The 24,448-nt window shown below is 55.3% G+C and carries 19 protein-coding genes; 15 read left to right on the top strand and 4 right to left on the bottom strand.

Features of this window, described 5'->3' with window-relative positions; translation table 11 throughout:
* Window positions 1-54 precede the first annotated feature (54 nt).
* The 6 genes from EK22_RS16995 to EK22_RS16970 all read left to right on the top strand — a co-directional run bounded on the left by EK22_RS16995 (window position 55) and on the right by EK22_RS16970 (window position 8,028).
* On the top strand, window positions 55-1,047 hold the full coding sequence (locus EK22_RS16995) for a thymidylate synthase (protein WP_036252906.1): 993 nt from the start codon (window positions 55-57) through the stop codon (window positions 1,045-1,047).
* A gap of 162 nt (window positions 1,048-1,209) precedes the next feature.
* The gene (locus tag EK22_RS16990; protein WP_036252904.1) at window positions 1,210-1,425 is read left to right on the top strand and encodes a helix-turn-helix domain-containing protein; all 216 of its coding nucleotides are present in this window, start codon (window positions 1,210-1,212) and stop codon (window positions 1,423-1,425) included.
* Entirely contained in the window at window positions 1,418-3,790 is a 2,373-nt protein-coding gene (gene hsdR / locus EK22_RS16985) for an EcoAI/FtnUII family type I restriction enzme subunit R (protein WP_036252902.1), read from the top strand. The genes EK22_RS16990 and hsdR overlap by 8 nt, the downstream gene beginning before the upstream one ends.
* 27 nt (window positions 3,791-3,817) lie before the next feature.
* Entirely contained in the window at window positions 3,818-5,281 is a 1,464-nt protein-coding gene (locus EK22_RS16980; RefSeq protein WP_036252901.1) for a type I restriction-modification system subunit M, read from the top strand.
* Window positions 5,281-6,981, top strand: coding sequence for a restriction endonuclease subunit S (locus EK22_RS24960; protein ID WP_036252899.1), 1,701 nt, complete (start codon window positions 5,281-5,283; stop codon window positions 6,979-6,981). Before EK22_RS16980 ends, EK22_RS24960 begins: the two co-directional genes overlap by 1 nt.
* 9 nt (window positions 6,982-6,990) lie before the next feature.
* Window positions 6,991-8,028, top strand: a complete 1,038-nt coding sequence (locus EK22_RS16970) for a Fic family protein (protein ID WP_036252897.1) — start codon at window positions 6,991-6,993, stop codon at window positions 8,026-8,028.
* A 275-nt stretch (window positions 8,029-8,303) separates the two neighbouring features.
* Here EK22_RS16970 and EK22_RS16965 read toward each other — a convergent pair whose 3' ends face one another.
* A complete protein-coding gene (locus EK22_RS16965; RefSeq protein ID WP_036252895.1) occupies window positions 8,304-9,320 on the bottom strand; it encodes an asparaginase in 1,017 nt (338 codons plus the stop codon).
* 62 nt (window positions 9,321-9,382) lie between these two features.
* Here EK22_RS16965 and EK22_RS16960 point away from each other — a divergent pair, with 62 nt between their 5' ends.
* Both EK22_RS16960 and EK22_RS16955 read left to right on the top strand, forming a co-directional pair.
* A complete protein-coding gene (locus EK22_RS16960; RefSeq protein ID WP_036252893.1) occupies window positions 9,383-9,874 on the top strand; it encodes a dihydrofolate reductase in 492 nt (163 codons plus the stop codon).
* A gap of 93 nt (window positions 9,875-9,967) precedes the next feature.
* Window positions 9,968-11,665: a multicopper oxidase family protein gene (locus EK22_RS16955; RefSeq protein WP_036252891.1), complete on the top strand. Its 1,698-nt coding sequence runs from the start codon at window positions 9,968-9,970 to the stop codon at window positions 11,663-11,665.
* A 63-nt stretch (window positions 11,666-11,728) separates the two neighbouring features.
* On the opposite strand, the gene EK22_RS16950 is transcribed toward EK22_RS16955, so the two are convergent.
* Both EK22_RS16950 and apaG read right to left on the bottom strand, forming a co-directional pair.
* Window positions 11,729-12,568, bottom strand: a complete 840-nt coding sequence (locus tag EK22_RS16950; protein ID WP_036252889.1) for a symmetrical bis(5'-nucleosyl)-tetraphosphatase — start codon at window positions 12,566-12,568, stop codon at window positions 11,729-11,731.
* 4 nt (window positions 12,569-12,572) lie between these two features.
* Window positions 12,573-12,950, bottom strand: coding sequence for a Co2+/Mg2+ efflux protein ApaG (gene apaG / locus EK22_RS16945; protein WP_036252887.1), 378 nt, complete (start codon window positions 12,948-12,950; stop codon window positions 12,573-12,575).
* A gap of 72 nt (window positions 12,951-13,022) precedes the next feature.
* Here apaG and EK22_RS16940 point away from each other — a divergent pair, with 72 nt between their 5' ends.
* The 4 genes from EK22_RS16940 to EK22_RS16925 are packed head-to-tail and all read left to right on the top strand — an operon-like array spanning window position 13,023 to window position 19,301.
* The gene (locus tag EK22_RS16940) at window positions 13,023-13,535 is read left to right on the top strand and encodes an ankyrin repeat domain-containing protein (protein ID WP_036252885.1); all 513 of its coding nucleotides are present in this window, start codon (window positions 13,023-13,025) and stop codon (window positions 13,533-13,535) included.
* Window positions 13,536-13,565: 30 nt separating this feature from the next.
* Window positions 13,566-14,933 carry a UDP-N-acetylmuramate:L-alanyl-gamma-D-glutamyl-meso-diaminopimelate ligase gene (mpl, locus tag EK22_RS16935; protein ID WP_036252883.1) on the top strand — a complete coding sequence of 456 codons (1,368 nt, stop codon included), beginning with the start codon at window positions 13,566-13,568 and terminating at the stop codon, window positions 14,931-14,933.
* Complete coding sequence (locus EK22_RS25330) at window positions 14,914-15,267, top strand: hypothetical protein (protein ID WP_036252880.1); 354 nt, start codon at window positions 14,914-14,916, stop codon at window positions 15,265-15,267. Before mpl ends, EK22_RS25330 begins: the two co-directional genes overlap by 20 nt.
* Window positions 15,268-15,281: 14 nt before the next feature.
* Window positions 15,282-19,301 carry a hypothetical protein gene (locus EK22_RS16925; protein ID WP_036252933.1) on the top strand — a complete coding sequence of 1,340 codons (4,020 nt, stop codon included), beginning with the start codon at window positions 15,282-15,284 and terminating at the stop codon, window positions 19,299-19,301.
* Window positions 19,302-19,672: 371 nt separating this feature from the next.
* Here EK22_RS16925 and EK22_RS16920 read toward each other — a convergent pair whose 3' ends face one another.
* Complete coding sequence (locus EK22_RS16920; RefSeq protein WP_036252878.1) at window positions 19,673-19,930, bottom strand: hypothetical protein; 258 nt, start codon at window positions 19,928-19,930, stop codon at window positions 19,673-19,675.
* Between the two features lie 398 nt (window positions 19,931-20,328).
* On the opposite strand from EK22_RS16920, the gene EK22_RS24345 reads away from it, so the two are divergent.
* From EK22_RS24345 to EK22_RS16910, 3 genes are all read left to right on the top strand, one after another.
* Window positions 20,329-20,754: a hypothetical protein gene (locus EK22_RS24345; RefSeq protein ID WP_152565132.1), complete on the top strand. Its 426-nt coding sequence runs from the start codon at window positions 20,329-20,331 to the stop codon at window positions 20,752-20,754.
* Window positions 20,747-21,514, top strand: a complete 768-nt coding sequence (locus EK22_RS16915; RefSeq protein WP_152565131.1) for a rhodanese-like domain-containing protein — start codon at window positions 20,747-20,749, stop codon at window positions 21,512-21,514. The genes EK22_RS24345 and EK22_RS16915 overlap by 8 nt, the downstream gene beginning before the upstream one ends.
* Before the next feature lie 31 nt (window positions 21,515-21,545).
* Window positions 21,546-24,448: IPT/TIG domain-containing protein (locus tag EK22_RS16910; protein WP_036252874.1), on the top strand; the 2,903-nt coding region annotated here is incomplete at its 3' end.

Here is a 24,448-nt window from a genome sequence, read left to right as displayed (position 1 = left end):
CCCGATAACGTTTTTATCGCGGTTATGCTTTATATCAGGCTATAAGGACTCGACATGCAGCAATACCTCGCCCTCGTCAGGGATATTCTCGAAAACGGCTCCTGGCAGGACAACCGCACCGGCATCCGGACCAAAAGCATACCGGGCGCCATGATGAAATTCGACCTGCAGCAAGGCTTCCCGGCGGTGACCACCAAGAAACTGGCGTTCAAGTCCGCGATCGGCGAACTGATCGGTTTTCTGCGCGCAACGCGCAGCGCCGCTGATTTCCGCGCTTTAGGCTGCAGGGTATGGGACCAGAACGCCAACGAGAACCGGCAATGGCTGGTCAATCCCTACCGGCTTCAGGAAGACGACATCGGGCCTGTCTACGGCGTGCAGTGGCGGCAATGGCCGGCGTACAAGCTCATCGACCTGAGCCAGCCGCAAAGCGCCGCCCAGATCGATGATGCAATGGCTAGAGGCTATCAGCGGATCGGACTCCTGGAAGACGCAAACGGTCAGGGCAAGGCCGCCCGCGTGCTGCTCTACAAGGCTATCGACCAGCTCCGCCAGTGCCTCGATACCATCATGAACGACCCGCAAAACCGGCGCATCCTGTTTCACGGCTGGAACTGGGCGCAACTGGAAGAAATGGCGCTGCCCCCTTGCCATTTGTTGTATCAGTTCCTGGTGAACACCTCGAAGCGAGAGATATCGCTGTGCCTGTATGTCCGAAGCAACGACATTGGCCTGGGGGCGCCGTTCAATCTGGCGGAGGGCGCGGCGCTCCTGCACCTGGTCGGGCGCCTGACAGGCTATGCGCCCCGCTGGTTTACCTACTTTATCGGCGACGCCCATATCTACGAGAACCATGTGGAGATGCTGGAGCAGCAATTGCAGCGCGAGCCTTATCCGGCGCCGAAACTGGTGCTGTCGGACCGCATCCCCGACTATGCGGCTACCGGCAGTTACGAACCCGAGTGGCTTGAAAAAGCAGAGCCCGGCGACTTCTCGCTGGAGGGCTACCAGCACCATGCGCCCCTGACCGCGCCCATGGCGGTCTGAAACAAGCGATTTTAAAACCTGTAGGTGCGAATTTACTTGTGCCCCTTGCGGGTATTCGCACTTGGCGACTTGCGCAGGATATAACAGATGTTATATCCTGCACGCCAATTCGCCAGCACCTGTATCTCTGGCTGTAGATTATTCCCGATGAGGATTTGGAAAATGCCCCAACAGCCCAGTGCGTTTGCAGAACAGGTCAAGGCCGTCAGAAAACAGCTGAAACTGAGTCAGGATGAACTGGCGCAGGCGCTGGGGGTCAGCTTTGCGACGGTAAACCGCTGGGAAAACGGCAAGACAGCCCCGTCCAGGCTGGCACAACGGCAATTTGAACAGTTCTGCACGGACAAAAAACAGCAGGGAGCGTTGAAAGATGAATAAAAAACAGCTGTCCGAACGCGACATCTGCAGCAAATTCATCACCCCCGCGCTGGAACAGGCCGGCTGGGATTTGAACAGCCAGATCCGGGAAGAATTTCCGCTCACCAAAGGCCGGATCATCGTACGCGGCAAACTGCACACCCGCGCCACACACAAACGCGCCGATTACGTGCTGTTTTACAAGCCTAACCTGCCGATAGCGATCATCGAGGCCAAGGACAACAACCATGCTCTCGGCGACGGCATGCAGCAGGCACTGGGCTATGCCGACATGCTGCAAGTGCCTTTCGTGTTCAGCAGCAACGGCGACGGCTTTCTGTTTCATAACAAAATCGCAACCGACGGCATCATCGAACGCGAGCTGGCCCTGCACGAATTTCCCTCCGCCGCGACGCTCTGGCAAGAGTGGGTTAAACACCAGGGCCTGAGCGAGCGGCAAAGCGCGCTCATCACCCAGGACTACTACAGCGACGGCGGCAACAAAACGCCGCGCTACTACCAGTTGCTGGCAATCAATAAAACCATCGAAGCGATAGCGCGCGGGCAGAACCGCATTCTGCTGGTCATGGCCACCGGCACCGGCAAAACCTTTACCGCATTCCAGATCATCTGGCGTTTATGGAAATCCAGGACCAAACGCCGCATCCTGTTTCTGGCCGACCGCAATATCCTGGTCGATCAGACCATGACCAACGATTTCAAGCCGTTCGGCCCGGTGATGACCAAAATCCAGAAACGCCAGGCCAACAAATCCTATGAAATCTACTTGTCGCTGTATCAGGCCGTCACCGGCAACGAAGAGGAACGCAACATCTACAGGCAGTTCAGCCCGGACTTTTTCGATCTGATCGTCATCGACGAATGCCATCGCGGCAGCGCCGCGGCCGACTCGGCCTGGCGGGAAATCCTGGAATACTTCTCGTCCGCCACCCAGATCGGCCTGACTGCCACGCCGAAAGAAACCAAGGACGTTTCCAACATCGACTATTTCGGCGAACCGATTTACACCTACTCGCTTAGGCAGGGCATAGACGACGGCTTCCTGGCCCCCTACAAAGTGGTGCGCATCGATCTGGACAAAGACCTGACCGGCTGGCGCCCGGACAAAGGCATGCTGGACAAATACGGCAACGAAATCGAAGACCGCATCTACAACCAGAGGGATTTCGACAAGACGCTGGTGCTGGAACAGCGTACCCGGCTGGTCGCCAAAAAAATCAGCGAATTTCTGAAGCAAACCAACCGTTTCGACAAGACCATCGTGTTCTGCGAAAACATCGACCACGCCGAACGCATGCGCCAGGCCCTGGTCAACGAAAACGCCGACCTGGCCGCGCAAAATTCAAAATACGTCATGCGCATTACCGGCGACAATGAAGAAGGCAAAGCCGAGCTCGACAACTTCATCTTCCCGGAAAGCAAATACCCGGTCATCGCCACGACCTCCAAACTGATGACCACCGGCGTCGACGCCCAGACCTGCAAACTGATCGTGCTCGACCAGCGCATCCTGTCGATGACCGAGTTCAAGCAGATCATCGGCCGCGGCACCCGCATCAACGAAGATTACGGCAAGTATTACTTCACCATCATCGATTTTCGCAAAGCCACCGAACTGTTCGCCGACCCGGATTTTGACGGCGATCCCGTGCAGATCTATACCCCCGGCCATCCCGACGATTCGCCCGTGCCGCCCGACCTGGCCGATGATTGCGAAAACCGCAGCAAAGACTATCCGGGCCTTGGCAATGACGCAGGCTGGACAGGCGTCGCCGAACCCGGCCCGGAGCCGGATGAAGCCAAAGTCAAACGCTACGTTGTCGCCGATGTCGAAGTTAAAGTCGTCGCCGAGCGCGTGCAGTATTTCGACGCCAACGGCAAGCTGGTCACGGAGTCCCTGAAAGACTACACCCGCAAAACCCTGAACCGGGAATTTGCCTCGCTGGACGACTTTCTGCGCCGCTGGAGCCGCAGCGACAAGAAACAAGCCGTCATCGACGAGCTGGCCGGCCAGGGCATTTTCTTCGACGCCCTGGCTGACGAAATCGGCCGCGACTGCGACCCGTTCGACCTGGTCTGCCACGTCGCCTGGGATCGGCCGCCATTGACCCGCAGGCAGCGCGCGGAACAGGTCAGGCAAAACAATTACTTCACCCGCTACGGCGAACAGGCCCGCCGCGTTCTGGAAGCCCTGCTGGACAAATACGCCGACGCAGGCATCCAGCATATCGAAGAAACCCAGATTCTGACCATCGCGCCCTTCGACCAGTTCGGCACCCCGCTGGAGATCATCCGCAGCTTCGGCGGCCTGGATCGATACCAGCAGGCCGTCTGCGAACTGGAACAGGCGCTTTACGCCCCATAAAGGCCCATCACTGCAAGAAAACCACCCATGCCTATAGGAACCCTGATCAAAAGCATCCAGGACATCATGCGCAAAGATGTCGGCGTCGACGGCGACGCGCAGCGCATCAGCCAGATCGTCTGGCTGCTGTTTCTGAAAATTTTCGACGACAAGGAACAGGAATGGCAACTGACCGTTCCCGGCTACCAATCGCCGCTGCAAAGCCGTTTCCGCTGGACGAACTGGGCCAAGAATCCGGAAGGCATGACCGGCGAGGAATTGATCGACTTCATCAACAACGACCTGTTTCCGTCTTTAAAACGCCTGGCCACCGCCGCCGGCGTCCCGCCGCACGGCAAAGTCGTCGGCTCCGTGTTCGAGGACGCCTACAACTACATGAAATCCGGCACCCTGCTGCGCCAGGTGATCAACACCATCGAGGCCGATGTCGATTTCAACTCCTCCAGCGACCGCCACCTGTTCAACGACATTTACGAAAAAATCCTCGCTGATCTGCAATCGGCCGGCAACGCCGGCGAATACTACACGCCGCGCGCCGTCACCCAATTCATGGTCGACATGCTCGACCCCAGGCTCGGCGAAGCCATCCTCGACCCGGCCTGCGGCACCGGCGGCTTTCTGACCTGCGCCATCGAACACCTGAAACGGCAGGTCAAAACCGCCGACGACCTGAAAACCCTGCAGGCCGGCATCCGCGGCGTCGAGAAAAAGCCGCTGCCGCACATGCTGGCCATGACCAACATGATGCTGCACGGCATCGACGTGCCGACCCACATCCGCCATGACAACACCCTGAGCCGGCCGCTGAAGGATTACGGCCCCAAAGACCGGGTGGACATCATCATCACCAATCCGCCGTTCGGCGGCATGGAAGAAGACGGCATCGAGAACAACTTCCCGCGCAAATACCAGACCCGCGAAACCGCCGACCTGTTCATGGCGCTGATCATGTACCTGCTCAGGCACGACACCGGCCGCGCCGCCGTGGTTTTGCCGGACGGCTTCCTGTTCGGCGAGGGCGTCAAAACCACGCTCAAGCGCGAACTGCTGGAAGAGTTCAACCTGCACACCGTCGTCCGCCTGCCCAAGGGCGTGTTCAGCCCGTACACCAGCATCGCCACCAACATCCTGTTTTTCGAGAAAGGCGATCGCACCCGCGAGGTCTGGTTCTTCGAGCATCCCTATCCGGCAGGCTACAAATCCTATTCGCGCTCCAAACCGCTGACCATCGCCGAATTCGATCTGGAAAAAGCCTGGTGGGGCGGTCCTGAGCGCAAGGGCCGCAAGACTACCGAACAGGCCTGGAAAGTCGGCGTCAAGGAACTGGCCGAGCGCAATTATAACCTGGACAGCAAGAACCCCCACGAAGAGGAAATCAATCATCGTGATCCGGAAGAGTTGATGCAGGAATACCAACAGATCGTCCGCCAGCTCGAAGCGGCTCAGAGCGCCTTGAAAGCGGAACTGATGCAGGCGCTTGGTGACAGCTGATGGAATTGCTGGAACAACATTTCGACGCCGCCTTCGCTGCGCCCGACGGCATCAAAAAGCTGCGCGAGCTGATTCTGACGCTGGCGATGCAGGGCAGGCTGGTGCCGCAAGATCCGAACGATCAGCCGGCCAGCGAGTTGCTGAAGGAGATCGAGGCCGAGAAACAGCGGCTGGTGAAGGAAGGCAAGATAAAGGCGCCCAAACCATTGCCGGCGATCAAGCCGGAGGAAATACACTATGAACTGCCGCAGGGATGGGAGTGGGTGAGACTCGGAGATATTTGTTCATATATTCAGCGAGGAAAAGGACCTAAGTATGCCGATTTCTCTACGCATCGCGTAATTTCGCAAAAGTGCGTCAGATGGTACGGCCTTGATCTTGAGCCTGCCAGGTATATTGACCCAGCTTCTTTGAAGAAGTATGAACCGATCCGGTTTTTAAGATTTGGCGATCTTTTGTGGAACTCGACTGGCACAGGAACTATTGGCCGCGCATGCCTTGTTCCGCAAGAGCTTGAATGTGCAGAAATAGTCGCCGATTCACATGTGACGGTTGTTCGTTCAATCGAGGTTAGCCCACTGTTTCTTTGGCGCTGGATTCAAAACCCCATCGTCCAAAATGAGATTGAAAGCTCTGCTTCGGGGACAACAAACCAGATTGAGTTGAATACCTCAACTGTCATTAATCACTTGATGCCACTTCCTCCACTCCCCGAACAACGCCGCATCGTCGCCAAAATCGACCAGCTGATGGCCCGTTGCGGCGAGCTGGAAAAGCTGCGCGCCGAGCGCGAGCGGCTGAGGCTCACCGTCCATGCTGCCGCCCTCAACCGCGTGCTGGCCTATAACGGCGAAACATCCTCGGACGCCTGGCGCTTCATCACCCGACACTTCGGCGAACTCTACGCCGTCAAACCCAACGTCGCCGAACTGCGCAAAGCCATCCTGCAACTCGCCGTCATGGGCAAACTCGTTCCCCAAGACCCCAACGACCCGCCCGCCAGCGAGTTGCTCAAGGAAATCGAAGCCGAGAAACAGCGGCTGGTGAAGGAAGGAAAAATCAAATTACCAAAACCGTTATCAAAAATTGGCAATGATGAGCAAGAGTTTGTATTACCAAGTGGATGGGTATGGTCTCGTTTACAGGATGTTTTAGATGTTAGAGACGGAACTCATGATTCACCGAAAGATGCAAACGGTCCTAATACATACCCATTGGTAACAAGTAAAAACTTCGTTAATGGAAAAATTGATTTTTCAGGAGCGAGAAAAATATCTGCCCAAGATCATTTCGAAATTATCAGACGTTCAAGAGTTGAAAAATACGATATTTTGTTTTCTATGATCGGAGGAAATATCGGCAATCAAGTTATCGTGGAGGATGAGCGTGAATTCAGTATCAAAAACGTTGCATTATTCAAATATTACAATAAAGACTTAACTATCCCATATTTCATTAAACGCTTTATGGAGCATTTAGCAATTGATTTGCAGGCTAAAGCAGCGGGTGGAGCACAACCTTTTGTTTCGCTGGGGTTTCTAAGAAACCTAGTTATTGCTCTTCCACCTGTCGCAGAACAACACCGCATCGTCGCCAAAATCGACCAGCTGATGGCCCTGTGCGACACGCTGGAACGGCAAATCGACGCCGCCACCGGCAAGCGGACCGAACTGCTCAACGCCGTGATGGCCGAGGTCTAGGCAAGCGCGATGAATGCCCAGAGCCGCTACCGACCGCCGCACACCATCACGCCGACCGTCCTGAATCTGGTCGCGGAAATCGGCGAACAGATCGGCCGCTACTCCGTCCTGGCCGAGCGGAGCCTGACGCCGCGCCTGCGCCGGGAAAACCGGATTCGCACCATTCAGGCGTCGCTGGCCATCGAAAACAACACGCTGACCCTGGAACAAGTCACGGCGGTCATTGACGGCAAACGGATGCTAGGGTTGCCCCGCGAAATTCAGGAAGTCCGTAATGCCTTCAGCGCTTACGAGGCGCTGGAAAACTGGCATCCGGCCTCTGAAGCCGATCTGCTGGCGGCGCATGGCTTGTTGATGGCGGCCTTGGTCGATCAGCCGGGCGTCTACCGCTCCGGCGGCGTCGGCATCTTCCGCGGCGAGCAATTGGTTCACATGGCGCCGCCTGCCGACCGGGTGCCTTATCTGATGGCCGATTTGCTGGCCTGGTTAAAGAGCACTGACGAACATCCGCTCATCGCCGGCTGCCTGTTTCATTATGAGCTGGAATTCATTCATCCTTTTGCCGACGGCAATGGACGCATGGGCCGCTTATGGCAAACCCTGATTCTGAGGCATTGGAAACCCTTATTGGCTTATTTGCCCGTGGAAACAGTGATCCGCGAGCGTCAGGACGACTATTACCGTGCGCTGGCTGAAGCGGATGAACTCGCGGAGGCCACGCCTTTCGTCGAATTTATGCTGCAAGCCCTGCACGATGCCATCGGTGAAGCGGTCGCTGCCGACCAAGTAGGCGACCATGTAACCGATCAAGTAAAACGACTGCTTGAGGTTGTCGGCGACAAAGAACTCAACAGCAGTCACTTAATGCAGGCGCTGGGCTTATCGCATCGTCCGACATTCAGGGAAAACTATCTGAATCCCGCTTTGGAAGGGGGCTGGCTGGAACGCACTCAACCCGATTCGCCCCGAAGTCCGACCCAGCGATACCGGCTGACTGAAAAGGGCAAGCGGTGGCTGCAAAGCAAGCCTGAACAACAAGGCAAGTAATCGGCTTTTCTTTGCATAGGTTGCATAGATTGTAGCTTCGTAGGGTACCAGACTGTGAAAGTATTCAGCATTTTTCTCTTCAATGTCTATATGCTGTTATATACAAATATCAAATGCACAATATATTGTGGTTAAAATTTCAAAAAACGAATACTTTCACAGTCTCGTACGCATCGCGTACCTTTCCGGACTTGCGGTGTGCTGAAATGCCCTGAATAGGTACGCGATGCGTACCCTACGGTGGATTTCGTCTTGATTTTGGGGGGCAGTCCGGCCTACACATGCTCGCAGGCCACATCGCGATCGATAAAGTCCATGATCTGCCGTTCGTCGCTGAAATTGCCGTAGGCCAGCAGCAGCTTCACGTAAGCCGTCTCCAGCGACAGGTTCCAAATCATTTCCGCGCCCGCTTCCAGTAATTCGCGCGTGCTTTCGTAGGCGTTGTCGGATTTCACCGCCGGGGCCAGATAGACTTTGATGCCGCGTTCCCGGCATTGCCTGATGAAGACCAGCAGCGAAAACTGATCGCCCCATTGCGCCGAGGAACAGGCCGTGCCGGAATGGTATAAGTCGTGCAGCACCACATCGACCGCATCCAGATTGATATAGCGATAATCCAGCCCCGGATACGGTTTGACCAGCAGCACGCGCTTGGAGAAATCGGCCTTCAACGGCACGCGTTGGCGCGATTTGCCCGTGGCGGTAAGGCCGTTTTGCGTGAAAGCGCCATTGACGAACCGGCAATGGCTTTTGCCCTGCACGCTCATGAAATCGCCGCCCAGTTGCAGCGACGACGCCAGGCGCGTGCCCCGGTGCAACTGCGTGGCCTGGTTGCGGTTGGTGTAGGGGACAAACACGCCCGGCTCGTGCCGCTGCAGGATGTATTCAACGGCGCAGATAAAATTGGGCAGGCCGTTGGCTTCGGGATGATCCAGCGGCCGATCACTGGAAACCAGCAGTATCGGGATATTTAGCGTATTGAAGTACAAATCCAGCGCCGCCGCGGTAAACGCCAGCGTGTCGGTGCCGTGGGTGATGATGATGCCGTCGTAGCGGCCGATATCTTGCGCCTCGATGACGGCAATCAGCTTTTCCCAGACCACTGGCGCGAGATTTTCGCTCAGGATCTGAATGGGCTGGATGCTGTGGAAACTGATCTGTTCACGGCTGGCGTGGTGCTGCTGAAACAACTGGATCAATTTGTACGGTGCCGCATCGGAGGTGCTGATGGTGCCGCCGATTGCCGTGGAGCCGATTGTTCCTCCGGTGAATACAACCAGAATATTTTTCATAGTATGATGCAGTAGTTTGTTAATAATACCTTAAAGAATATCAAAGCATTTGTGCATTAAAAATGAAAATATCACTTATCGTCGCGATGGCTAGCAATCGGGTTATCGGCATCAATAATCAGCTGCCGTGGCATTTATCGGCCGACCTTAAACGCTTCAGACAGATCACCATGGGTTCGCCCATTGTCATGGGCCGGAAGACCTATGAATCGATAGGCAGGCCCTTGCCCGGCCGCACAAACGTGATCATCAGCAGGGACCCGGCCTATCGGCAGGAAGGCTGCCTGGTTTTTAACGATATTGAAACAGCGATGGAAAGTTGCTGTCGAAAGTTCCAGGAAGTTTTTGTAATTGGCGGTTCGGAGCTTTATCAATCGATGCTGCCGTTGGCCGATACGCTTTATGTGACCTTGATCCATAAGGCATTTTCAGGCGATGCTTTTTTCCCGGAAATCGATACCCGGCATTGGGCCGAGGTGTCGCGCGAGGATGTTGACAACGATCCTGACGCCGGATTCGGCTACAGTTTTATAAAATATGAAAAAATAAAATAAACCAATGGCTTAAGTTAAATTTGATGCCGGGAAGGGATTGAAGGAATAGGCCGGTCTGTTAACCCATACTATCGAGCATAAGGAAGGGTAAAAATGATTCATTCAATCGATTACGGCAGACGTCAGTTTTTACAGTATTCCGCTCTCGGTGCAGCGGCCGCGATGATTCCCGAACTGCTGCTGGCCAACCCCAAGTCGGCAAGCAGCGTTCCGACGCCGGGTTTCAAACCCGATGTGGAAATCGAATTCTCGGCGCGCGAAGTGCTCGTGCCTATCCTGAACAACGGCGCCGAAACCAGGGTGCAGAAATACTTCGCAAAATTGTTGAAAGGCCCTGAAAACACGGTGCAGTCGTTTGAAGACAGCTATTTGGGGCCGGCTCTCAGTTTCGTGAAAGGCCAGAAAGTCAGAATCTACTTCTACAATAATCTGTACGAGCCTTCGATCGTACACTGGCATGGCATGCATGTGCCGCAGAAAAGCGACGGTCACCCCATGTATTCGATCGAGCCCGGCGAACGCTTTGTCTATGAATTTGAAATCCTGAACAACGCCGGTTCCAGTTTCTACCACTCGCACGCGCATAATCTGACAGGACCGCAGGTTTACTTCGGACTGGCCGGCCTGCTCAAGGTCACCGATGAAAACGAAAAAGCGCTGGGTCTGCCGGATGGCGAATACGACCGGCCGCTGGTCATCCAGGACAAGCAATTCAATCGTAACGGCCAGCTGCAGTACGTGCGCGGCATGCGCGACCGCATGATAGGCTTTCTGGGCGATACGATCCTGGTCAACGGCAAGCCCAATGCCGAATTCTCCGTCAAAACGCGCGCCTACCGGTTTCGGGTATTGAATGGTTCCAACTCGCGCATCTACAAGCTGGGCTGGGATGACGGTACGCCGCTGACGGCGATCGGGTCCGCCGTCAGTCTGCTGGAAAAGCCCGAGACCAGGCCCTATATCATGTTGGGACCGAGCGAACGGTACGATTTATGGCTGGATTTCAGCGGCCGTCCGGTCGGCTCGAAGCTGGTCCTGTACAGCCTGCCTTTCAGCGGCGCCATGCCGCCGATGTTTGAGCGTATGCAGCGCATGCGCGGAGGCGGCATGGGGATGATGGGCGGCGGACTGGCTCAGGGCGAGAAATTCCCGATCGCGATATTCAACATCACCGAGAAAGTCGGCGATTCCCCCAAACTGCCGGCGCAGCTGGTGTCTTTGAAAAAGCTGAGCGAAAGTGATGTCGATAATGCCGATAACCCGCTGCCGATTGCGATTACCGAAAGACACATGAGGCCTCTGGTGAATGGGCGGCCTTTTTCGCTGGACGAAGTCATGGAGATCGAAAAGGTCAAGGTGGGTTCGATCAAGAAAATCAAGATCTTTCATCCTCATGAGGCCCATCAGGAACAGGGGGCTTCAGGAGAAAGCCATGAGATGGAAGGCATGAACCACGGCGGCGAAAGGGAGGGTATGGGAAGGATGGGTGATAGAGGCGGGGGCATGGGGATGATGGGAGGCATGATGATGGCGATGGCGCATCCGATCCATCTGCACGGCCAGCAATTCCAGGTGCTGTCACGCAAAGAGGGGCATGTCGACAGGCAAGACTATGAGACCGTCAGACACGGCTTTATCGATGTTGGCTGGAAAGACACGGTGCTGGTCATGCCCGGGGAAGAGATCGAAATCATCAAGCCGTTCCAGGACTTTAAGGGCTTGTTTCTTTATCACTGCCATAACCTGGAGCATGAGGATCTGGGCATGATGCGGAATTTTTATGTGCACTGACGGCCATGGTGGGAGCGGAAAAGGCCTTAATCTGGCGACATCGAATGTTATTTTAGCCGAATCCTAACAGACCGAGTAAACCTTGTCGGGCTTTTTGGCGCCGGGGCAATCGATACTGAAACGCTGCGCGGGCTCGCCCAGCTTCAAGGCGGTCAGCTGGCCGCCCCAAAGACAGCCTGTATCGATGGCGTAGCAATTTTGGCCCTCATAATAGCCCAAAGTGGACCAGTGGCCGAAGATGATGCGCATGCCGGCGTTTTTGCGGTTAGGCACCTGAAACCAGGGCATCAGTTTTTCAGGTTGGGAGCCGACAGGCCCGCTATGGTTGAAGTCCAGGCGACCGTAGGCATCGCAATAGCGCATGCGCGTGAAGCAATTGATGATAAACCGCAGTTTGGCCACGCCGGTCAGCGTCGGCGACCAGAGATCGGGTTTGTTGCCATACATGTGCGTTAACAGGCGCTGATAGTCGGGGCCTCTTAAGGCTTTCTCGGCAAATAAGGCCATCTTCCGGGTCTTGTTGAAATCCCATTGCGGCGGCAGGCCGGCATGCAGCAGGCAGAATTCGTCGTTGTGATGGAACAGCGGGCGGTGCCTGAGCCAGTCGAGCAATTCATCACGGTCCGGCGCGCCCAGCACCTGAGCCAGCGTATCGTGCTTGCCGGGCGGTCTTGGCGAGCGGGCCGCGGCCAGCAAATGCAGATCGTGGTTGCCGAGCACGGTCACGGCGGCGTCGCCGAGGCTCTTGACGAAGCGCAATGTTTCCAGCGACTTCGGTCCGCGGTTGACCAGGTCGCCCGCGAACCACAGTTGGTCCGTGTTTTCATTGAAAGCGATGGCGTCCAGCAGTCTTAACAGCTCATCAAAACAACCCTGAATATCGCCGATGGCATAGATGGACATTTAGCTAGTGCAGGGTTCTGGGGATGGATAGCGTGAACCGGGGAATGGCGGCATCGAAATCATAACCCTCATCGGAATGCATCGTGTAATTGCCCTGCATCGTGCCGACCGGCGTCTCTATCATGGCGCCGCTGGTGTAGCGGAAGGTTTCGCCGGGCTTGATATAAGGCTGCTCGCCGATCACCCCTTCGCCCCTGACTTCCTGAATCTTGCCGTTGGCATCGGTGATCAGCCAGTGGCGCGTCAACAGCTTGGCCGGGATTTCGCCGACATTAGTAATCGTAATCGTATAGGCGAAAACATAGCGGTTCTCATCAGGAGAAGATTGCGCTTCGATGAAATGCGGCTTGGCTTCAACTAATATTTTATTTTTTTCGCTCATTATTAGATGATATAGATTAATAACGTAGCTATTTGATCGTAACTTACCACTAAACGCAAGCACCTATTCCGCATGAAATACAAAGCCGTCTGTTTTATCCTGGGGTTCGCATTGTCCGATATGACTTACGCGGAGGATATCAACGACTTGTTCGCGGCGGCGATGACAGGCAAGGTTGAAAGAGTGGAGTCCCTGCTGGCGCAGGGCATCGATGTCAACGGCAGAACGGCCAGCCAGCGCACGGCTTTGATGGCGGCGAGTTTCAGCGGCAACCGGCGCATCGTCAAAACCCTGCTCGGATACGGCGCCAACGTCAATCTGGCCGACAACGCCGGCAACACGGCATTGATGGATGCGCTGGTATTCGGTCATGAAGCTATCGTCAGCTTATTAATTGCCGCCGGCGCCGATGTCAACGCGGCCGATAAGCAAAACGTCACGGTCATGGTGAAAGCCCAAAAAACCGGCGGCGAAGCCATCATCAAGCTGCTCGAAAAAGCCGGCGCCAGGGAAGAGGGCGACAGGCCGATTGAAGATACCCCGCCTAAAACCCCAGATGCCGGGCAACCGGAGCAGAAAAAATAATTCGTTACCAACACCGATCAGGATAAGACATTGCATATTCACATTTTAGGTATTTGCGGGACATTCATGGGCGGGCTTGCGTTGATCGCAAGGCAGCTGGGCTATCAGGTCAGCGGTTCGGACCAGAATGTGTACCCGCCCATGAGCACCCAGCTCGAACAACAGGGCATCCAGCTGATGGAAGGCTACCGCGCCGAAAATCTCGATGGCAAGCCCGACCTGGTCATCATCGGCAATGCCCTGTCGCGCGGCAATCCGGAAGTGGAAGCGGTGCTGAACAAGGGACTGAAATACGTATCGGGGCCGCAATGGCTGTCCGAGCACGTGTTGCAGGACAAATGGGTGCTGGGCGTGGCCGGCACGCACGGCAAGACCACGACCACCAGCATGCTGAGCTGGATACTCGAGCACCAGGGCTTCAAGCCCGGCTTTTTGATCGGCGGCATCCCTTTGAATTTCGGCATTTCGGCAAGGCTCGGCGAGTCCTCGTTTTTTGTCATCGAGGCCGATGAATACGACAGCGCCTTTTTCGACAAGCGTTCCAAGTTCGTCCACTACCGCCCGCGCACGGCCATACTGAACAATCTGGAATACGATCATGCCGATATCTTCCCCGATCTCGATGCCATCAAACGTCAGTTTCATCATCTGGTGCGTACCGTGCCCGGCGAAGGCCAGATCATCAGCCCCAAGAACGACGCCAATCTCCAGGACGTCCTGGCCATGGGCTGCTGGACGCCGGTCACTCACACCTCGATCGACGCCGACGCGCCGTGGAACGCCGAATTGCTTCAAGCCGACGGCAGCCGTTTCAACGTGTGGCAGGACGGCAGGGTGCAGGGCACGGTCGACTGGACCCTGACCGGCCGGCATAACGTTTACAACGCCCTGTCGGCGATCGCGGCGGCCCGGCATGTCGGCATCCTGCCCGCCGATGCCATAGCGGCGCTGGCGAAGTTCCAGAACGTCAAGCGGCGCATGGAAGTCATCGCCCGCATCAACGACGTCACGATTTATGATGATTTTGCCCACCACCCTACCGCGATCGCGACGACGCTGGACGGCCTGCGCAAACAGGTCGGGGACGAGCGCATCATCGCGATCGTGGAGCCGAGGTCCAATACCATGCGCATGGGCGTGCACACGCAAACCCTGGCGCAATCCCTGAGCGGCGCCGATCAGGCTCTGATCTACCAGCCGCCGGGCCTGGGTTGGGATTTGAGCGCACTGAAAAAATATGCCGGCAATATTGAAATCTGCCAGTCGCTGGATGAAATCATCGCTAAACTTAAACGGGAAGCCCTTTATGGGGGGCATTTCGTGCTGATGAGCAACGGCGGTTTCGGCGGTATCTATCAGCGCCTGCAACATGAATTAGTTGGATTCGGTAATCAATAAAGGCGCCTGTGGGAGCGATGCCTTCATCGCGACTAAAGACGCCACAAGTCGCGATGAAGGCATCGCTCCCACGGAGGATCATAAAAAACGGAATGTTATTTTTAGCCGAATCCTTAGGAACGGGAATGAAATAAGACCCGCAAATGAGGCAGGATTTCTGTTCATGTTCAAGGCGCGCAAACAGGCGCATGGCAAGCCATGTAACTGTTTGCGCAACGCTGAAGATGGACGGAAAGACAAGTCAGTTGCGGGAATTATAAAATTCACGTTCCTTAACTATAAATACCGCGAAGCTTTTGGGAGCTTCGCGGTAAATAAAAACAAAATGGATTGACCTGGGAGCGCATCATGAGTCGTATCGTCTGGCTGTTACTAATTACGCTGTTTTTTTTCACGGCCGCGCCGGCCAAGCCCTTGGTGCCGGAACAGGTGCCGGAGCCGCTCAAACCCTGGATCGACTGGGTGCTGCAGCATGACCAGGACCGCGTCTGTCCCTTTATCTATAACAGCTACGAGCAAAAGCGCTGCAGCTGGCCGACCCGCTTAAGCCTCGACATCACGCCTGAAAAAGGCACCTTCGCCATTAGCTGGAAAGTCTATCAGGAAAGCTGGATCAGCTTGCCGGGCGATCATCGCTACTGGCCGCTCAATGTCACAGCCAATAACCAACCGGCGCTGGTCACGGATAAAAACGGCAGGCCGGCCGTCAAGCTGGAGGCCGGGGTGTACGAGATCAAAGGCCAATTTCTATGGGAGTCGCTGCCGGACATCCTGACGATCCCCGGAGACACCGGCCTGATCAGTCTGCATGTCAACGGCAAGCCTGTACAAACTCCCTCCGTCAAGAACGGGCAACTGTGGCTGAAAGACAGCGACAGCGGCCGGCGAAAGTCCGAAGACCAGCGGAACAGCCTCGATATCCAGGTGTTCCGTAAAATCATCGATGACGTGCCGTTACGGGTTTTGACGCGCATGGACCTGGAAGTCTCCGGCACGCAACGCGAAATCAAACTGGCGCTGCCGTTGCTGGAAGGCTTTATTCCGCTGCAGTTACAAAGTCCGCTGCCGGCCCGCCTGGAGCCTGACGGGCAGTTGCTGGTCCAGGTGCGCCCCGGGCGCTGGCAAATCGAACTGCAGGCCAGAAGCACGGGCGAACTGACCGCTATACCGCTTGCGACAAGCAAAGACTGGCCAAACGAGGAAATTTGGGTCTTCAATGCGCTGCCCGACCTGCGCGTGGTCGAGGTTGAAAGCTTAAACGCGGTCGACCCGAGCCAGACCAACCTGCCCGAGGATTGGAAAAATTTGCCCGCCTATCGCATCAATCAGGGGCAGGCCATGAAATTCAAGCTGATACGCCGCGGCGATCCGGAACCCGAACCTAACCGGCTCAACCTGACGCGCAAACTGTGGCTGGATTTTGACGGCGCCGGCTATACCATCAATGACCTGATTAGCGGCCGCATGACCCGCGGCTGGCGGCTTAATGCCCAGCCCCGGATGCAGTTGGGCCAGGTCATGCTGGACGGCCAGAGCCAGCTCATCACCCGCGATGCGGACAGGCAGGGCGTGGAAGTCAGGCAGGGCCGCATCACCCTGGACGCCGACAGTCGCATAGTGGGCGGCATCGGTACCCTCAGCGCGGTCGGCTGGGAGCAGGATTTTCATAACGTCAGCGCCGAACTGAACCTGCCGCCGGGCTGGCGTCTGCTGGCGGCTGGCGGCGTCGACAATGTGCCGGACAGCTGGATTGCCCGCTGGACACTGCTGGATTTGTTTCTGGTATTGATCGCGGCGCTGGCGATCGGGCGCCTGTGGCATCCGGCCTGGGGGGCGTTCGCCTTGCTGACGCTGGCGATCATCTGGCATGAGCCCGGCGCGCCTCATTTTGTCTGGCTCAATATCCTGGCCGCGACGGCGCTGATTAAAGTCCTGCCGCAAGGCAAATTCCTTAAATTCATGACTTGGTACCGCAATGCTTTCTGGCTGGTGCTGATCGTGATCGCAATCCCGTTCATGGTCGATCAGATACGCATGGGGCTTTATCCGCAACTGGAAAAGCCCTGGCAAACGCTCATGCCGCCGGAACATCCGGCCACGGCCGCGATGGCTCCGCAGCCTGAGGCGATGATCATGCAGGAACAAATGATGAGGAAATCGATGCCGGATCAAGCCAGGGCAGGCGCCGCCTTTGACAAAGACCAGGCGGTCAGCTTCGAGCGCATCGACCCCAATGCCAAAGTGCAGACCGGTCCGGGCCTGCCGCAATGGCAATGGACCAAGGTCCATCTGTCATGGAACGGTACCGTGGACAGCAGCCAGGAGCTGAGCTTGTGGTATCTGTCGCCGGTCATGACCATGCTGCTCAATTTCCTGCGCGTGGCCTTGATTACCGTGCTGGCTCTGTTGATGTTCGGCCTGGTCGAAAAATCCCGATTCAAGCTGAAAACCGCAACGCCGTTGCTGCTGTGGATTTTACTGCTGCCGGCAATGTCGATGCCGCCGCAACCGGTCTATGCCGATATGCCCGATCAGGCCATGCTCGACGAGTTGCGCGACAGGCTGCTGGCGGCGCCCGACTGTCTGCCGGGCTGCGCGCAGATTCCGCAAATGCATATAGCCGTCGCGGACCAGGCCTTGACGCTGACTTTGCGGATTCATGCCCGGCAGTCCGTGGCCGTGCCTTTGCCCGCCGAATACGAGCAATGGTTTCCGGGGCAGGTCTCGGTTGACGGCGAAGCCGCCCAGGGACTTTACCGCAGCGGCAACGGTTTATGGATCAACCTGAGCGAAGGCGATCATCAGGTGGTGCTGAGCGCCGCGCCCTTGCTGAACCGGTTTACGCTGCCGCTGCCGCTGAAGCCGCGTCATGTCACCATCGAAGCGAGCGGCTGGCAGGTCAGCGGCACGCAGGAAGACGGACGCGTCGATGACCAACTGCAATTCAGCCGCGTCAGCCAGACCCAGGATACTGCCAGGACAACGCTGGAACCGGGCGTTCTGCCGCCGTTTGTCAGCGTCAAGCGCACCTTGCAGTTGGGCCTGGACTGGCGCGTTATCACACAGATCAACAGGATTTCGCCAGCCGATTCGGCCGTAGTCATCGCCGTGCCGCTGCTGCCGGGCGAATCGGTCACGACGGCGGGCGTGCGCGTCAAGGACGGTAAAGTCGAGGTCAATATGCCGCCGCAGCAGACCTTCATGGAATGGCAATCGGTACTGAAAAAATCCGAGCGGATCGAACTGACGGCGACGCCGACGGATCGCTGGCGGGAAATCTGGACAGCCGATGTCAGCCCCATCTGGCATATCGAAACCTCGGGCCTTGCCACGATCCATCAAAACCATGATGGACACTGGCTGCCGACATGGCGTCCGTGGCCCGGTGAAAAAGTGACGCTGGAAATCACGCGGCCGCAGCCGGTGGCAGGCCAAACGCTGACGATCGATAACAGCCGCCTCAGCATCAGGCCCAGCAAGCGCATACAGGAGGCCGAGCTGAAAATCAGCCTGCGCAGTTCCCAGGGCACTCAGCATACCCTGACGTTGCCCGAACATGCCGTGCTGCAATCGGTTAGCATCGATGGCGCGATTCAGCCCTTGCGGCTAAAAGGCCGTACGCTGACCGTGCCGATTCATCCCGGCAGGCAGGATATTGCACTGAGCTGGCAGCAGGCGCTGGAAATAGCGCCGATCATCAGCACGCCATCCGTGGATCTGGGCCAGGACAGCGTCAATGCCAGCCTGAATATGGGCCTGGGTCAGGATCGCTGGGTCTTGTTTACCCTGGGCCCCAAATTCGGCCCGGCCGTCTTGTTCTGGGGCGTACTGATCGTGATCGTGATCGTATCGCTGGGCCTGGGCAAAATCCGCCTGACGCCGTTAAAAAGCGGGCACTGGTTTTTATTGTTGGTCGGGCTCAGCCAGATACCGGTTTCGTCGGCCGTGATCGTGGTCGCCTGGCTGATGCTCCTGGGCTGGCGCTCCAGCAAGCCGATCGCCCAGGCCGATTATTTCAATCTGCTGCAGGTTGCTATCGGCCTGTTGACGCTGGTGTCGCTGGGCCTGCTGTTCGCGGCCGTCGAACAGGGCCTGCTGGGATCGCCCGATATGCAGATCACCGGCAATCAATCCTCGGCTTTCAATCTGAACTGGTATCAGGATAGAAGCGCATCGACGTTGCCGACCGCGACGTTGATATCGGTGCCGCTAATCGTGTACCGCTTGCTGATGCTGGCCTGGTCGTTATGGCTGGCCGCATCGCTGCTGAACTGGCTCAAATGGGGCTGGGGATGTTACTCGCACGGCGGTTTCTGGAAGAAAAAACCGGCCAAGCCTAAAGAGGCAGTGGTTGAGCCGGAAAAATAATCTAAAGCTACAGCTGTAAATTGAGGGATGTTTATGACGCCGCACAGTTATATGTTTTGGTTTTTGTGCGCCGGAGAAGTAAATAATAAAAACGATGACGAGCGGACTAACAAGCCGGGGTTGCCGAAATTGGTTAGCACGTTGACCGGCAGGTCCTTCGGCAACGGGCGCTTGATTAAGTAATGAGCATGGAATAAATCAGGAATTTTAGGTGCGAATTAACTTGTGCCCTTCAGGGTATTCGCACTGTGCGGATACTAACAGTAGGTGCCCTAGACGAATCCGCACCTACACCGGAAATTCATCCGCGTACTTGAGGAAGTTATTTTATGCGCGTTCCTAAGTGACGGACTTGCTCAGCCCGGTTGAGCTCAAGAACGGCTGGCTGTTGGTGGAAGGGCGAGCGGCGCACACCCTAAAGTCTTCAGCATCTGCTGGATCCGGTACAGCGGTGGCGGCCCCTCCAAAGCGTTGGACAATGCGATAAAGCGCTGGCCGACGTTGATCGGCTCAGTCGAAACCGGGACCAGTCGATCGGCAAAAATTGGCTGTTTGCCAGAGCAGAGCGTGCAAGCTAACATGCGACCGCCATTCAAACCCTGTTGAGCACCGCCAGACTCAATGGCCATGATCCAGCCGCCAGGTTGAAATACACAGCTGTAAAAGCTGCCGGTCAGGCCTAACTCCGTTGTGGTGAACTACTATCTTTGGGGCCAAATTGGTTGACATTTTTAATTAAATATACGATTCTTAAAAAAGCTTAAGATTTTATTAAGAAATATTAAAAAATATAAAAATAATAAAAGCTAAACTAAACGGAAGGTTGGGGGCGAAAAGTCCTGGATCCTAAAACGGAGAGCCAGACTGCTGTATGAGACCTACGTCAAGGTTGCTTTTCCCCAATAAGTATTTAGGCCTTTTCCTGCCAAGAAAACAGATTTTGCACAGTTTTTGTTTATCCTAGACTGTAGAAAAACCTGGTTCTTACCAGGGAACTGGCATAGCGCTTTGTGCATGGAGCACGGTTATGACAAGCAGATGTCATCAAAAAAAGCATAGAATCCCTGTTTTATATATTCAGGGTGTCGCCCATTGGTTGCGATTGCTGGCGTTGAACTGTAACCTAGCAGTAATTTCCGCACCCTTTTCCACAGCCTGGGTTCTACTCACGCCTAGCCTTGTTGCCGTTAATAGTCTTGTAAAGATCACCCTCAGTGATTTTGATAGCAACAAAAGTTCAACTACCTTCCATGACTGGTTGAAACCCGTCATTTGTTCAATTCAACCTGCTTGGGCACCGATTCGGTTTGTCATCAATGACATCAATCACTTCAAGGGAAAGCCGTCTAATAGAGTCGGACTTCAGCTGGATAATGCCTCCTATGCAGGTGTAATTTTAAATAGCATCCGATTAACTGGAACACCCCGTTGCCTGGAGAAAGAAAGTGTTTAATCAATCTTCGCTTCACAACTGGACTTTGCGAATCGTATTGATTCTTTTGCTTTTGGCATTTGGTTTTTATTTCATTAATAGACCAGTATTAAACGAGCAGGAAGTCACCAGGGCGGAAACCGTAGAAATACCTGATGCACAACAAATCCCCGAAGAAATTACCCCGGAAGGTGTAGTCGCTTTAATCAGAGAGAATATTCCTTTCATACTGATCAACGCTGATGATACCAGCTTTCAAATTCCATCCTCGCCGGGCCCTGCCAGACTGATCTACTACACAACGACTCCTTCGTTTAGATCGGCGCAAAAATTGGTTATAAAGGACAGGCAGAGTAAACCAACAAGCTTTCTGGATGCAATAAAACTGAACAGTCAGCGGCTGATTGGAACTCCGGTGGAGTGGCAGCGTCTCGAACTACCTTTTCTTAACGAACCTTTCTTCACACAACCGCTACTGATAAAGCCTCGGCAATTGTCTGAAGCCATCAAAGACGGCGTTGATCTTCAAGTGATTGACCTAAGATCGGTAACGCCGGGAGTGCATGAGGTTTCGCCGTTTCCGCAAGTTTTGCGCTGGATGCCCCACGAGGTTTTAGGCAACTTATCAAAGCTTTCGAAAGAGAAATGGATTGTTCTGGTTGGTTACAGTAGTAATGAAGGGGTCCAACCAATAGCCTGGGAGCTCTTTCAAAAAGGTTATCTGCTTACCACCGTCTTGGATGGGGGATACCCGGCCTGGGTAAACGCAACGGATCGGTAAATAACAAGAAAATTAACAAGGAAATGGCACTATGTATTTCAACACCATGAGAACGGATTCCAAAATTGCGCTGTCTTCGATGATTGATATGTTACATCGGGAAGTCAGTTTGCACGAGGCATTGGCCCGTATTTGGCGGAAGCATTATATCATTCCCATGTGGTGGTTTGCCTCTCTGGTTTTGCTATTTCTAGCTTCGGGCGCATTAGCACAGACTCCAGTTTCTGGCGTCATTGCCGCCAATACTCATTGGACTTCCGCTAACAGCCCTTATCTCCTCAGTGGTGATGTAGTCATTCAAAATGGCGCCAAACTTGTTGTTGATCCCGGCGTCACTGTTTATATGGCGGCTAACGCCAATCTCAACGTGCAAGCGGGAAGCATTCAGGCGCTTGGCACTTTGACAGACCCCATCAGTGTATTGTCGGATAAAACCCGTCTTGCCCAGAGCGCCGCCCCAGGCGATTGGAAACAGTGGGTATTTAGCCCCGGTACAATCAACACGCGCCTCGAGCATATATTGTTCGAACATGGCACTGGTTTGGTGATCAATGGTTCAGCCCCTGTATTGAACTATCTCAAAGTAAACAATCATGAGGGGGCTGCAATCGCTATTGATCTGAAGGCATCTCCCTCGGGCGTGGGAAATGAGGCAAACGGCAATGACATAAATGGCATTACCGTGCCGGCAGGTGATATCAATGGCAGCATAAAGTGGGGATTACGCGGTATCCCTTATGTTGTTGACTCCGGGGTGGTTTCCGTTGGCGTTTCACCCAGCATAACAGCAATCACGCCTGATGTAATACAGCAAGGCACGACAACTACTGTCGATATTACTGGCGCCCGTTTGACGGGCTTGGCAAGTGCTCAGTTCGATAACTCGGGGCTGACAGTAGAGGTTTTGTCGGGCGCTACAGACACTCAAGCCAGTCTATCGGTAAATGCCGCTGCAACAGCGGCCATTGGACCCGCTCAGGCGAGTTTTCTGGTCGATGCAGGTGAAATCAAGGTCGCCGATGCGCTTACGGTGGTACCAACTCAACCTATACTCAGCAGTCTGGATCCGTCAACGCTTTACCTGGGTCAGGGCATGGTGGATGTCATGGTCAATGGGACCAATTTCACCAGCGAATCCTCGGTTCAGGTAAATGGCGGAGCGGTTCCCACGCAGTTTCAATCTGCGACTCAGTTAAAAGCAAGTATCGACACACCTGCTTCCGCGGGTAATCTGCATGTCCGCCTGCAGACGCCCGATTCTGTAAATGCCGGTCAATACTTGATGTCGAATGAATTGCTGTTGCCAGTGGTGCCTGGCCAACTCTTGCTGAGTCCGTCGACACTCACTGCTCCCAAGGGTTCCACCAAGACCATTACTTTGACACTGCCTTACCCGGCTGCGGCGGGCGGTGTGACGGTTGATCTGGTTTCCAGTGTTCCAACTGTTGGCGCAGTGCCATCCACATTAATGATTCCGGCAGGCCAAATGTCTGCCAGCTTCACGTTCAATGCGGCCAATGTTGGTAACACTGTGGTAACTGCCAGCAAGCTTGGCTTCACTAGTGGACAAGCTCAAATCTCGGTTGTGCCGCCACCCACCTTGAAGTTGGAGCCCACTTCGCTAACCTTGGGCGTGGGGCGCACTGCATCGCTGACTATTCACTCCAGCGTGCCTGCGGGAACATCGGGTCTCAGCGTTGCCCTGAGCAGCAGCGACAGCGGCATCGCCACAGTGCCTGCTTCCGTCGTTATTCCTGAGGGAGCGAAATCCGCAACATTTACCGTGACTACGGTAGCTATCGGGTCAGCCACTATACAGGCGATAGCCACTGAATTTGTGTCTGGCAGCGCAGCGGTTACAGTGCGGCCTGTATCTTTGAATCTTTCGGCCAACGTCCTGGTTGCACCCGGCCTGACACGCTCCGTTCCGCTCATTCTCTCCGATCCGGCTCCCGCGGGTGGCTTGGTGGTGAATCTGACAAGCGGAAACAGTGCCACTGCAACCGTTCCGGCTTCAATAACAGTTCCGGAAGGACAAACCAGCGCCAACTTCACGCTGACCGGCGTGGCCGCGGGTATGACGGAAATTAACGCAACCGCTGCCGACTATCAATCCGCCAGCACGGCAGTTACTGTTGAGTCTGTGTCGATCAATATCGGTAACCCGTCTGTTAACTCAATCACTATACTCATGGGCACTACCCACTCTTATGCTATTACTCTGTCAAAACCCGCGCCAGCCGGCGGTGTCGAGATCAGCCTGGCTTCAGAAAACCCAGCCATTGCAACGGTTTCGCCTGCGAGTATCACCATTGCCGAGGGACAGACATCGGGTGGCATAAATTTGGCCAATGTGACCGGTGTAGAGATAGGAACCACGACATTTACTGCAAGCTCGCCGGGATTGAATGCCGCAAGCGTTCCAGTGACGACAATAAAAGCGGACCTTGCCTTCAGCAAGGCGGCAGTCACTGTGGGCAAAGGGCTGAGGACTTATTACCAGGAGGTTTATGTCTATCGCAAAACGGGCGGCAGCAATTACTCGCCAAACCAGTCTTTGACAATCAATCTGGTCAGTTCGGATGCGGCCAAGGCTACTGTTCCGGCGACCGTGACGATCCCGGCAGGTAGCTCTTCCGTCTACTTCCAGGTGACCGGCGTGGACTTCAACAATGGCGCGACGGTAACGATCGATGCGACGGCCGAAGGCTACACGTCTCCGGCAACCAAGCTGCTGGTGAACACTGTGGCGCCGGTATTCAATTTCAATCAATTAGACACCAAGCGTAGCCCGGCCAGCATGCGTGACAAGTTCCGCCTCTACGTCACCGTGCCGGGCGCGGCATACTCGGGCAACCAGACGGCGGCAGCCGATCTGCCGATCGATCTGGCCATTGTGAATGCCGATCCAGCAGGCATCGTGGACGGGTTCTA

It is taken from the genome of Methylobacter sp. BBA5.1 (genome assembly GCF_000746145.1).
GTDB classification, from domain to species: domain Bacteria; phylum Pseudomonadota; class Gammaproteobacteria; order Methylococcales; family Methylomonadaceae; genus Methylobacter; species Methylobacter marinus.
Note: the sequence above shows the minus strand (reverse complement) of the source record. Positions and strands in the feature narration are given on the sequence as shown.